The sequence below is a fragment of the Halorubrum sp. CBA1229 genome (genome assembly GCF_003721435.2).
Classification (GTDB): Archaea; Halobacteriota; Halobacteria; order Halobacteriales; family Haloferacaceae; genus Halorubrum.
This window is the reverse complement of sequence record NZ_CP054585.1, coordinates 1,251,445-1,263,279: the sequence shown is the minus strand read 5'-3', so window position 1 is coordinate 1,263,279 and position 11,835 is coordinate 1,251,445. Positions and strand designations below refer to the sequence as shown.

Sequence of the window (11,835 nt, the reverse complement as noted above, 5' to 3'; positions counted from 1 at the left end):
ATTTTCCCGGTAGTATAAAATATGAATTTTGATCGGTTAATAACCGTCTCACCGCCGTATGTTTGATAGTTATGTATTATTCTAGAGCTTAGACGAGGCTGTTCGCGGCCACGGCTGGCGGCGTCGGGTGCTCCATCCCTCACGGGTCTCCGAGCTCCTTCGCGCCGTAATCGCCGCCGCGCGAGGCGGTATGGCGTCCATACATACGACCGACCGGCGCCTCTCGGGGGGTATGACGACCTCACACGACACTCGTCTCGGTCGGCTCGACCGGCTTCGTCGCCCGGAGTACACCGGTGAGAACCGCTGTCTTCCCTGCACCGCGGTCAACGTCGCGATCGCGGTCGCTGCCGCCGCCGCGATCGCCGTCGTTGCCGCGATCGAACTGGCCGCGCTCGCCCTCGCCGTCTCCCTCGCGGCGATCTGGCTGCGCGGCTACCTCGTCCCCGGCACGCCGGAACTCACGAAGCGCTACCTCCCCGACCGCGTGCTGCGGCTGTTCGGGAAGGGCCGCGCCGCCGCGCCGCCCGCCGACGTCGACGCGGAGTCGTACCTGCTGTCGGCGGACGTCCTCGTCGAGACGCCCGACGGGGCCGACCTCTCGTTCGCGCCGTGGTTCGCGTCCGCGTGGAACGACGCCCTCGACGAGATGCGCCTCGACGCGAGCGTTGCCGACGCCGCGGACGCCTCGGTGACCGCCGGCGCCGACATCTCGGTGACCGCCGCCGACGCCCCGATGACCGCCAACGACGACGCCGGCATCGCTGCCGACGTGGCGGCGCTCGCGACGCTCACCGGCGTCGACGGCGACTCGCTCTCGCTCGACTGGCGCGGCGGGACCGCCTTCGCGTCCGCCGACGGCGAGCGCATCGGTCACTGGGAGTCCCGCGCCGCGTTCCTCGCCGACGTCGCCGCCGACCGCGCGTTATCTGACCGCGTCGACGACTGGACGGCTCTCCCGCTCGCGGCGCGGAGCGGCGTGCTCGGTGCGCTCCGACTGTTCGTCGAGGAGTGCCCCGCCTGCGAGGGTCCGGTGAGCCTCGAGGAGCGCGTCGTCGAGTCCTGCTGTACGAGCTACGACGTGGTCGCGGGCCGGTGTACCGCCTGCAACGCGCGGCTGTTCGAGCTGGACCTGCCGCCGTCGCTCGCGGCCGAATAACACGTTGTGACCGATTGTTTCGTGGTGGATTCTGCCGAAGTTCCAGCCGCTCATTTATAAACGGTTGACGGCGGATCGGCGGTGAACACCTCCAAAGCCCCAGCCGCTCATTTATAAACGGTTGACGGCGGATCGGCGGTGAACACCTCCAAAGCCCCAGCCGCTCATTTATAAACGGTTGACGGCGGATCGGCGGTGAACACCTCCAAAGCCCCAGCCGTGAGGGGCGCGCACGCTCGCTGCGCTCCTCAGTCAGTCGCTTCGCTCCCTCCTTGCGGTGCTTGGCTTCGCCTCCGCGCCCCTCACGGCTGCCCCTTTGAGCCCCACCCACACAGCACCGCACCTCTCACCTCCCCAGCCTCGTCGGTGGTCCTCCGCGTTGCTCCGGACCACCGACTCCCTCGCGCATGCGACTCGCGACCGCCGAGGGCGGCCGCTCGCCGGCGCGCGCCGACCGCAGCGTTCGTCTGTTTATAAATAGAATCGGCAAGTCGCAGAATTCGTCGTTCGTCTCAGCTTCGGGGCCGCGACAGCAGGCCGCTGCGTCCGATCCGGAACTGCCGGAGCACGGAGAAGCGGTTGACCCACAGCTGGTACGCGCCCGTGAGGGCGAACGCGCCGAGCGAGAGGCTCGTCCAGAGGACCGGGTCGATCACGGAGGCGACCGGGGCTTCGAGCAGGATCGCGAGCAGGACCGTCAGCGACGCGATGCCGAGCGCGCGGTACAGTTCCGACCACGTCACCCCGCCCGTGGCGACGATCTCGGTGTACAGGGACACGTCCCGCGCGTGCCGCGACAGCTCGATCGTCTGCGTCTCCCGGTCGTACTCGACCACGCCGACCGCTTCCAGCTTCGGCAGGTGCGTCTGGACGAGCGAGGTGTACACGCTCTCGCGACAGCGCTTCGGCGGCGGGTTCTCGCCTGTCTCGCGGCCCGCCACCAGTTCGGAGAGCTCGTGGACCGTCACCACGCCGCCGACGCTCCCGAGCTGCTCGAGGGCGCGCCGACGGCGCTCGTTCGCGAGGATGGAATACACCTGCTCCGCCGGAAGGACGTCGGTTCTGAGTTTCATGGGTGGGGGTCCGACGCTCCGCGCGGCACGGAGATCGGTCGTTGACGCTACATCTTCCTTCGAGGGGATATGTATGCGCTCGCTACCCCTGTTCGGACCGTGTTTCGTGGTACCTTATCCCGAGATTCGGCTCTTCGAAACCGATAGCACGCGTCCCCGTGGACCCCGTCGTTCGGTTCGGATCGCCCCCGATCTCATCTTCGATGCGGCACGGATCCCGTACCGCCCCCCGCGTTCGAAGTACGGGGTTCCTGCCGCCGATCTCGCCCGGAGTAGGGACGCCGGACCGCCGGTCGAAGGCGGCCTTTGACCGTCGGCACCGTCCGTTCTACCGAATCGAAGCCTCCGTTCCACGGTGACGTGGCTGCGCGTAACTAGGTGGGTATCCCTCGGAGGAGAGAGTAACCGATTCGGTCAGCCCAGCGCGGACGGGACGCGGGTCGGGGGAGAAACCATGAGCCAAGACACAAACGACACAATCGGACTCTCGCGGCGCAAAGTGCTCGCGGGCCTCGGTGCCGTCGGCGTCGCGTCCGCGGGCGCGGGACTCGGTACCACGGCGTACTTCAACGACACCGAGTCGTTCCAGGGCAACACGCTCACCGCGGGCGAGCTCGACCTGAAGCTGGACTACAAGTCGACGTACCTCGGCGGTCCCGGCCGTCTGGACGACGTCGTCGACATGGGCTACCCGGACGCCGAGGACCTCGGTGACGGGCGGTACCTGCTCGATCAGGCGCCCAGCCCTGCGGACATGCAGGCATGGGAGGACCTTGTTACGGGAGAGGAGTTCGACTTCTGTTCGCCCGAGGCGGACGAGTTCCTCGTCAACGGCGACGGGATCCCGATCTTCACGCTTGACGACGTGAAGCCCGGCGACTCCGGCGAGGTCACGATCAGCATTCACATCTGTGACAACCCCGCGTACCTCTACCTCGCGGGCGAGCTGACCGAGAACGCGGAGAACGGTCAGTCCGAGCCCGAACTGGCAGCCGAGGGCGAGGACACAGACGGCATCGGCGAGCTCGCCGACGCCATCGAGGTCTGCGTCTGGTACGACGAGGACTGCGACAACGTGTACGAGCCCACCGGTACGGGCCAGCAGCAGGAGCTGGAAGTCGCGCTCGTCAGCGACGTCTCCGGCTCGATGAGCGGTTCGATCGACGACCTCCAGGCCGCCGCGAACGGGTTCGTCGACAACCTCTCTGCCCCGGACGAGGCCGCCGCGATCTCGTTCAACAGCTCCGCGTCGCTCGACCAGGAGCTGACCACGAACTACCAGGCCGTCAAGGACGCCATCAACGCCTACAGTGACGGTGGCGGCACGAGCATCGACCTAGGTATCGACGTTGGTGCGGACGAGCTCCTCAACGGGAGCAACGCCACCCCCGGCGCCTCGAAGGTGATGATCCTGTTGAGCGACGGGAACTCCAGCGCCAGCGCCGCGAACGCCGCGGCGGACGCCGCGAAGAACGCGGGCATCCGCATCTTCACGATCGCCCTCGGGAGCGCGAACACCTCGCTGCTCCAGAGCCTCGCGAGTTCGCCAGACGATGCCTTCGTCGCGCCCGACCCGGCCGACCTCGACACCGTCTACGCCGAAATCGCGCAGATCGTCCTCGCGGGCGAACTGAAGATCCTCTCGGGCACGATGAGCGAGGTCTTCGCGGAACTGGCCGACGGCGAGGCGCTCGACGGCAACCGCCAGGAGGAGGGTCGGCAGCCCTACCCCGGCGCGACCACCCAGTGCATCGGCTTCGAGTGGACGCTCCCGGCGGAGGTCGGCAACGAGATCCAGACCGACTCCGTGAGCTTCGATCTCGCCGTCTACGCCGAGCAGTCGCGGCACAACGATAATCCGCAGGTGGCGTTCAACGGAACCGACGTGAACAGCACCAGCCCCGGTCCCGCACCCAACGGTACCGGCAACGTGAGCGGTCAGAACTAGCTCCTCGGAGCAACGCGGCCCCGGACGACGAGACACGTCCGGTTCCCGGCTCGGCGCCTTCGGGCGGCCGACGCGGCGGTTCGCGACCGCCGTCGGGAGTTCCCCCAAACGGGGATGATACATAATGAACGACGACACAATCGGACTATCGCGGCGTAAGATGCTGGTCGGACTCGGTGCGGTCGGCGTGGCCTCCGCGGGCGCGGGCCTCGGGACGACGGCATACTTCAACGACACCGAGACGTTCGTGAACAACGAGCTGACGGCGGGCTCGCTCGACTTGTTCGTCCACGTCGACTACTCTGAGGATCAGGGCAGCTACGCGCAGTACTCCACGGAGCCGGGAACGTACGTCGACGGGAACGTCGTCGGGATCGATGGCCAGGGTTCGACGGGTGAGCCGCTCAGCATCCAGGTCTCCGACCTGAAGCCTGGTGACTCCGGCGAGGGCGAGTTCTGCTTCTCGATCGTCGACAACCCCGCGTACATGTGGATGTGTGGCGAGCTGACCGAGAACGCGGAGAACGGGCAGTCTGAGCCCGAGATGGACGTGGACGACACGCCCGACGAGGGCGAGCTCGCCGACGCGATGCAGGTGACCGTCTCGTACTGCACTGACGTGGAAGGCGAGACCGTCATCGGCGAGGAGATCATCTCCGACTCGCTGGCGAACGTGATGCTCGCGCTCCAAGCCGGCATTCCGCTCTCCGGCGACGGCGACGCGGGCGCGTCGCTCGCCGACCGCCCCGCGTTCGAGGGCGTCACCGAGCCGTTCGTCGATGGAGAACCGAACATCGCCGAACAGTGCGTTTGTTTCGAGTGGGTCGTCCCGACGAGCGTCGAAAACGAGATCCAGACGGACTCGGTCGCCTTCGACTTCGAGTTCTACGCGGTCCAGGCTCGCCACAACGACGGGGCGCACAACCCCTGCGTCGACGAGACTGTCGTCACGGCGTACGACAACGACTGGAAGGGCCAGACCCTGGGTAACCCCACCGACGGGAACGTTTACACCAGCGTCTCGGTCGGCCAGAACCAGACCGTCCTGAGCTTCGCGTTCGCCGACGACGGCGACGGGGTGGACTTCCTCGACATCGCGGACTACTCCAGCACGAATCTCCCCGTGGCGGTCGACGCGGATGCGGACGGCACCCACGACTGGCAGCTCATCTGGCAGCCGAGCGCCGGGTTCCCGGACGCGCCGTTCGGATACCAGCCGAACAACGGCGGGAGCTACGGCGCGACCGAAGCGCTTCCGGCCGGCTTCTCGGCGGCGAAGGTCGGGAACACGATCGTGTTCGGGATCCCGAACAGCGACATCAACTCGACGTTCCGGCTGCTCGGGTACGGCAGCACCGGCGGCGAGGGACCCATCGCGGAGGTCAACGTCGACCCCTCGTTGGGCCCGGACTTCTACAACAGCACGAACGCGATCGAGTTCAGCCCCTGACGCGCTGACGACCCCGCCGCTTCGGGCGGCGTGATCGCTCTCCCATTCCGGACCCGCGCGGGCGGCCGGGACGACGGTTCGACTCCGTCGGTGGGACTTCCCTACGGGGAATTACACTCATGAACGACAAAGACAACATCGACACCATCGGACTCTCGCGGCGGACCGTCCTGGCCGGCCTCGGCGCGGTCGGGCTGGCGTCGGCGGGCGCGGGCTTAGGCACCACGGCGTACTTCAACGACACCGAGTCGTTCGACGGCAACACGCTCACCGCCGGCCAGCTCGACCTCTTGGTCGACTGGCAGCAGACGTACGACTTCGGCGAGGGCCGCCAGTTCGTCAGCGCGCACCCCGACCACGACGGCGACGGCGAGCAGTCCGTCGAGATCGACGGCGACGTGGTCACGTACAGCGACTTCCCGGACGAGGACGACGATGACAGCAACGGCGCGAACCTCCCGGTGCTGACCTGCGACAACATCCCGCCGCTATCGGAGGCGGACTTCGGGACGGATCCGGTCACGGGCGAGGAGATGGACACGCTCGTTCAGCTCACCGACGTGAAGCCCGGCGACTCCGGCGAGATCACCTTCTCGCTGCACCTCTGTGACAACCCCGGCTACATCTGGATGCAGGCGGGCAACGTCAGCGACGACGGCGGCGCAGGCACCGAGCCCGAGCTGCTCGTCGACCCCGATAACCTCGGCGACCTCGGCGACGCCATCCAGGCGACGCTCTGGTACGACGAGGACTGCGACAACGTGTACGACGGCGCGGAGCCGGTCGACATCATGCTGACGCTGGACTTCTCCGGCTCGATGCTGTACGAGCAGTACGGCGGCGTCGTCAACGACGACGACATCACGGTCGGCGGGACCACCCACGGCGAGACGACGAAGATCGACCTCGTCGAGCTCGGCACCCGCCAGTTCGTCAGCTACCTCCAGTCGCAGGGGTCCGACGTTCAGGTCGGCGTCGCGTACTTCGACGGCGAGGGGAGCGGCGACACCGAGCCCCGAACGGGACTCCTCCAGCCGCTGACGAGCGACCTCTCGCTCGTCGACGGCGCGCTCGACGGGCTCCGGAAGAAGCTCGCGAACGTCGTCAGCGGAACGAACAACGACCCCAACATCGACGACAGCAACGCGGACCCGTTCTCGAACGCGAGCGGCATCGCGACGGGCACCTACATCGGCGAGGGGATCAACGACGCGCAGGCCGAGCTCGACGCGAACGGCCGCGGCGGCGTCGAGTACCGGAACATCGTCCTCTCGGACGGGGAGTCGTTCAACGGGACCGGCAGCACCCAGTTCTCCGACCCCGTGGACGCGGCCGACGACGCCCGCGCGGCGTCGCCGAACCCCGCGACCAACGTGTACACGATCAACGTCGACGGCAGCGCGAGCACGCTCCAGGCGATGGCGGGTCCGGCCGGCGGGTCGGGCGGCGACCCGACGTTCTTCAACGACGTCAGCGATCCGCTCAACATCCCCTCGGTGTTCGGGAACCTTGCGGCGCAGACCGGACAGGAGAAGATCATCATGGACGGCTCGCTCGCGGACGTGCTCGACGCGCTCGAGGACGGCGACGGGATTCCGCTCGACGGGAACCGGTCGACGCCGTACGACGAGTTCGACGACGACCCCGCCGACGCAAATCGCGAGCCGTTCGCGGGCGACGGCGTGATGCACTGCGTCGCGCTCGAATGGGAACTGCCGTTCGACGTGGGCAACGAGGTCCAGGGCGACACGCTCGGCTTCGACCTCGGCTTCTACACCGAGCAGGCGCGCCACAACGACGGGGCGGGACCCCAGTCGGCCTGATCCGATCGCGGCCGGGACAAACGACCGCCGTTCGCTTCGATGCGATCTGACCGGTATGCGGCCCGTACCGCACAGGTACGGGCGTCGGTCCGCCCGGGTAGGGCGCGCATACATACCAGCGCAGTCGGCGTACGGGGGTATAGACGAGAGGAAGCGCATCGACGAAACGGCCGTTCGGAGCCGCACACACGCACAATGACACAAAAAGAATCGGGACTCACGCGGCGGGAGGCACTCGCGGGCGTCGGAGCCGTCGGCTTCGCGACCCTCGGAGCCGCCTCCGGACGGCGGACGGGAACGGACAACTGGGACGAGTACTCGGCGTACACGTACGCCCAGACGGACACGCCGTTGAATCTGCTCGTCGGGTGGCGGCGCACGGAGAACGGGACGGTCGTCGATTCGAGCCCGACCGACGCCGAAGACGACGTCGAAGCGGCCGGGATCCGGCTATTCGACGTCGAAAACGCGCTACCGCACGACTACGGAACGGCGAGCGTCGGGCTCCGGCTGGAAGACCCCGAGGACACCGCCCGCGTGTGGCTGAAGATCGATCCGCACCTCGAAACCGCCGACGCGGCGAGCGCCGCCCTCGCGGAGCGCATCAGACTCGACATCCGGCACGATACCGGGATATTCGGAATCGGCAGCTGCGGCGGCGCCGAAAGCGAGTTTGCGGCCGTCGGCGAGCAGATCGACGCCGGAACGCTCGCGGAGATCGACGGGTCAGCGCTCGCGGACGGGGTCGAACTGCGTCCGGGGATTCTCGGCGACGGCTGCCTCGGGCCCGGCGAGCAGCGCTGTCTGACCTTCGAGTGGGAGTTTCTCGGCGATGGCGGCAACGCCGGACAGGGCGGCGCGGTCGACTTCCGCGTGGAGTTCGCCGCGGTCGACTGCGACGACGAGGCGAACCCCTTTGAGGAGAACGTCCTGACGGGCGGCGACGCCGCCGGAGGGAGCGCATGACCCCCGGAAACGACGCGGGACGGCGCCCGAGCCGCCTGAGCCGGCGCCGGCTCCTCGCGAGCATCGGCGGCGTCGGCGCCGTCGGGATGGCGAGCGGCCTCGGGACCGGCGCGTACCTCTCGGACCGCGAGACGTTCCCGGACAACGTCTTCGGCGCCGGCTCCGTCGAGCTGGTCGTGAACGAAACGGTCTCCGACGGGGCCTTCGCGGTCGACGTGTCGGGAATTGGACGCGGCCCGGACAAGAGGGCCTTCGACTCGTTCAATATCGAAGTTCGGACGAACCCCGCCAGGGTCTGGCTCGCGGCGAAGTGTCCCACGGTCAACGACGACCTTTCGGACGCCCTCGAAGTCGACGTCCGCGTGGACGGGAGTTCGATCACGGGCGGGTTCCGCCCGTTCGCCACGGTCGCTGCCGGACTCGTCGACGGCGAACGGATCGACATCGGCTGTCTCGATCCCGAAAGCTCGATCGAGGTCGAGGTCTTCGCGGAGCTCCCCGTCGACGCGCCAGATTCGCTGTCTGGACAAAACAGTTCACTCTCGTTCCGGCTGTACGCCGAGCAGTGTCGCCACGTCTCCGAGGCGGACGCGGCGGGGTCGAACCCCTTCGCCGACCGGGTCTGTGAGGAGCCGGGCGACGACTGCCCCGCGTGCGTCAAGTTCGGCAAGGCGGACGACATCGAGGCGACACTTGCGCCGGGCGACGTCCTTCCGCTGACCGAACTCCCTGAGGGCGTGGCCGCACATGCGATTGAGATCACCGAGGTCGAGACGAAGGACGACGGCGAGGCGGTCGGCGCCGCGTTCGTCCTCCGCGGCCCCGACGGAAACCCCGGACCGGACGTGTGCACCGTCGAGATCAAGGGCGGGCAGGGGACCGAACGCTACGAGATCGACCCGATCTCCGCGGAGACGGGCGAGATCCTGTTCGCCCCCCTGAAGCCCGACGGAGACGATCGGTACGGGATCAGCAACATCGTCGTCTTCGTCTGTTCCGATTCGGGCGACGACCCCGACGAGCCGGACGAGACGGTCGACTGCGTCGTCTGCGACGACGAGAACGCCTCGCTCGCGACGCTCGACATGCGTTACCGCGGCGACGACGAGCCGTCGGTCACCGTCGTCTCGACGAATGGCGGCACCGGCGGGACGCTGTTCACTGGAACGGTCGCTAACGGCGACGTGTTCACCCTCGACGGGAGCGACGTCGAGCGCCAGGGGAAGGGGAAAGGCCCCGACAAGCTCGGCCCGGAGGTCGAGATAACGGTCGACGGCGGGGAGCCGATATCGCTTCACGTGAGCTGCTCGGAGCCGCTCGCGGTCGGCATGCGGTTCGGACCCGACGGCGAGTTCGAGATCGACGGCGGCACGACTACGACGGACGCGCCGATCTGCGGCTCGGAGGATATCTGATGCACAACACACTCACATCACCACGACTCAAGAAGGCGGCGAACGTACTCGGGATCGTCCTGTTGCTAGCGCTCGTCGCGCCGTTCGCGGTGTACGCCGCGCCCGAGATCGTCGGCGCCGACGAGAGCTTCGTGGTACTCACGGCGAGCATGACGCCCGCCATCGCGCCGGGCGACGTGGTGATCGTCGCCGATCGCGACCCGACGACGGTCGTCGACGGCGACGTGATCACGTTCATGCGCGGCACGAGCGAGGTGCCGGTGACCCACCGCGTGATCGACGTCGTCGGCGAGGGCGGGACCCTCGCCTTCGAGACGATGGGCGACGCGAACGAGGGGCCGGACCCGGGGCTCGTCCCCGCCGGGAACCTCGTCGGCGTGGTCGCGCTGACGATCCCGTACATCGGGTACGTGATCCAGTTCGCGGGGACCCAGGCCGGGTTCGTCACGCTGGTGTTGCTCCCGTTCGGGCTGCTCGCGGTCACAGAGGTCTGGTCGATCGTTCGCGGCCGCGAGGAGGTAGACGGGGGCTCGGAGGCGCCGGACGCACCGGCCGACGGAGTCGTCGACGCGGACGCGACCGCGGCGCCCGTCACCGCGGCGTCCGCCGGGACCGACGCGGCAGGCGTCGAGACCGCCGAAACCGACGTGGCGCCCGCAGAGACCGCCGCGACCGGTTCCCCGGGAGTCTCCGTCGACGCGGTCGGCGGGGCGGCGGCGGTGTTGCTGGCGTTCGCGCCGTACACGGCCTACGTCGCGGTCCAGCTCCGCACCGCTGCGGCCATCGCGGTCGCGGTCGCGGCGGCGACGCTGCTGCTCGGCGCGCTCGCGACGTGGGTGCCGGCAAGCGGCGTCCTCGACCGGAACCGACCGAGCGCGGAGGCGGCGGCGGACGACGACACGGCGAACGACCGCGCGGCGAGCGGCGATGCCGCGGACGACGGGGCGGATGACGACTACGTGGCGACTGACGACTACGTGGCGAATGACGACCGCGGAGCGGAGCGCGACGACGGAGCGACTGACCCGGTCGAGCCGTCGGGATCGGTGACAGTGACAGACGGGTCCGGGGAGCTTCAGTCGCCGCCGACCACCCCACCGTCACAGCCGGACCGCGCCGGGGAGGTGGACTGATGGCCGTGAACCGCGGCCTCGTCGGCCTCGTCGCCGTCGCGGTGCTGGTGTGGGCGGTCGCGTTCGGCGGCGGCCTCACGCTCGCCGTGCTCACGTCGAACGCGACCGTGACGACGACGTTCGAAACGGTCGAGGAGTTCGCCCCGATCGAAACGTCGACGGACGGCGATCTCGGGACGTCGACGCTCTCGGTTGGGAACGAGACGAACACGACAGCGCCCGTGGGCAACGCGACGGAGAGATCGGTGAACGCGAACGCGTCGGCTCCCGAGACCGTCTCGGTGCCGCCGGGCAACGCGACCGCCCCGAGCTCCGAGAACGTTTCGGCTCCGGAAAACGAAACTGCGCTGCCCGAGAACGGAACCGAACCGGCGCCAGAGAACGTCACGGCTCCGGATACCGAGCCCGCGCCGTCCGAGAACGAATCGGCACCGGACGAGGAGCCCGCGCCGTCCGAGAACGAATCGGCACCGGACGAGGAGCCCGCGCCGGACGGGGAGCCGAAGACGAACGAATCGGCACCGGACGAGGAGCCCGCGCCGGACGGGGAGCCGAAGACGAACGATGAGCCCGCGCCGGACGGGGAGCCGAAGACGAACGATGAGCCCGCGCCGGACGAGGGGCCCGCGCCGGACGAGGAGCCGAAGACGAACGATGAGCCCGCGCCGACGGGAGACGAAACGACGTTCGACGGGAACGTTCCGGATCCTGCGGAGAAGGGGTCTGAAACGACCAGTTCGGACGTCGCGGCGTCCGCCCCGACCGGGGTGTGAGCGTGAGCTCGCCGACCCGGCTGCGGGAATCCGCACCGAAACGCGGCGGTGGGGCGTGCGCTCGCCGGCCTCCGCCCGGGACGAAGCTCGGGGTG

The 11,835-nt window shown here is 68.5% G+C and carries 9 protein-coding genes; 8 read left to right on the top strand and 1 reads right to left on the bottom strand.

All coding sequences use genetic code 11. The annotated features are described in order from the left end of the window. Window positions 1-232: 232 nt before the first annotated feature. Window positions 233-1,159: a hypothetical protein gene (locus tag Hrr1229_RS06320; RefSeq protein ID WP_123113679.1), complete on the top strand. Its 927-nt coding sequence runs from the start codon at window positions 233-235 to the stop codon at window positions 1,157-1,159. Window positions 1,160-1,671: 512 nt separating this feature from the next. Here Hrr1229_RS06320 and Hrr1229_RS06315 read toward each other — a convergent pair. After that, window positions 1,672-2,232, bottom strand: coding sequence for a hypothetical protein (locus tag Hrr1229_RS06315; RefSeq protein ID WP_123113680.1), 561 nt, complete (start codon window positions 2,230-2,232; stop codon window positions 1,672-1,674). A gap of 454 nt (window positions 2,233-2,686) precedes the next feature. Here Hrr1229_RS06315 and Hrr1229_RS06310 point away from each other — a divergent pair, with 454 nt between their 5' ends. The 7 genes from Hrr1229_RS06310 to Hrr1229_RS06280 all read left to right on the top strand — a co-directional run bounded on the left by Hrr1229_RS06310 (window position 2,687) and on the right by Hrr1229_RS06280 (window position 11,740). Continuing rightward, complete coding sequence (locus Hrr1229_RS06310) at window positions 2,687-4,180, top strand: VWA domain-containing protein (RefSeq protein WP_123113681.1); 1,494 nt, start codon at window positions 2,687-2,689, stop codon at window positions 4,178-4,180. Window positions 4,181-4,304: 124 nt separating this feature from the next. Continuing rightward, window positions 4,305-5,630, top strand: coding sequence for a SipW-dependent-type signal peptide-containing protein (locus tag Hrr1229_RS06305; protein WP_123113682.1), 1,326 nt, complete (start codon window positions 4,305-4,307; stop codon window positions 5,628-5,630). 119 nt (window positions 5,631-5,749) lie between these two features. Then, window positions 5,750-7,453 carry a SipW-dependent-type signal peptide-containing protein gene (locus Hrr1229_RS06300; protein WP_123113683.1) on the top strand — a complete coding sequence of 568 codons (1,704 nt, stop codon included), beginning with the start codon at window positions 5,750-5,752 and terminating at the stop codon, window positions 7,451-7,453. 195 nt (window positions 7,454-7,648) lie between these two features. After that, window positions 7,649-8,419 carry a hypothetical protein gene (locus Hrr1229_RS06295; protein WP_123113684.1) on the top strand — a complete coding sequence of 257 codons (771 nt, stop codon included), beginning with the start codon at window positions 7,649-7,651 and terminating at the stop codon, window positions 8,417-8,419. Continuing rightward, window positions 8,416-9,834, top strand: a complete 1,419-nt coding sequence (locus tag Hrr1229_RS06290) for a SipW-dependent-type signal peptide-containing protein (protein ID WP_123113685.1) — start codon at window positions 8,416-8,418, stop codon at window positions 9,832-9,834. Before Hrr1229_RS06295 ends, Hrr1229_RS06290 begins: the two co-directional genes overlap by 4 nt. Continuing rightward, window positions 9,834-10,967, top strand: a complete 1,134-nt coding sequence (locus Hrr1229_RS06285) for a signal peptidase I (protein ID WP_123113686.1) — start codon at window positions 9,834-9,836, stop codon at window positions 10,965-10,967. The genes Hrr1229_RS06290 and Hrr1229_RS06285 overlap by 1 nt, the downstream gene beginning before the upstream one ends. Then, window positions 10,967-11,740, top strand: coding sequence for a hypothetical protein (locus tag Hrr1229_RS06280; protein ID WP_123113687.1), 774 nt, complete (start codon window positions 10,967-10,969; stop codon window positions 11,738-11,740). The genes Hrr1229_RS06285 and Hrr1229_RS06280 overlap by 1 nt, the downstream gene beginning before the upstream one ends. The last annotated feature ends 95 nt before the right edge of the window (window positions 11,741-11,835 follow it).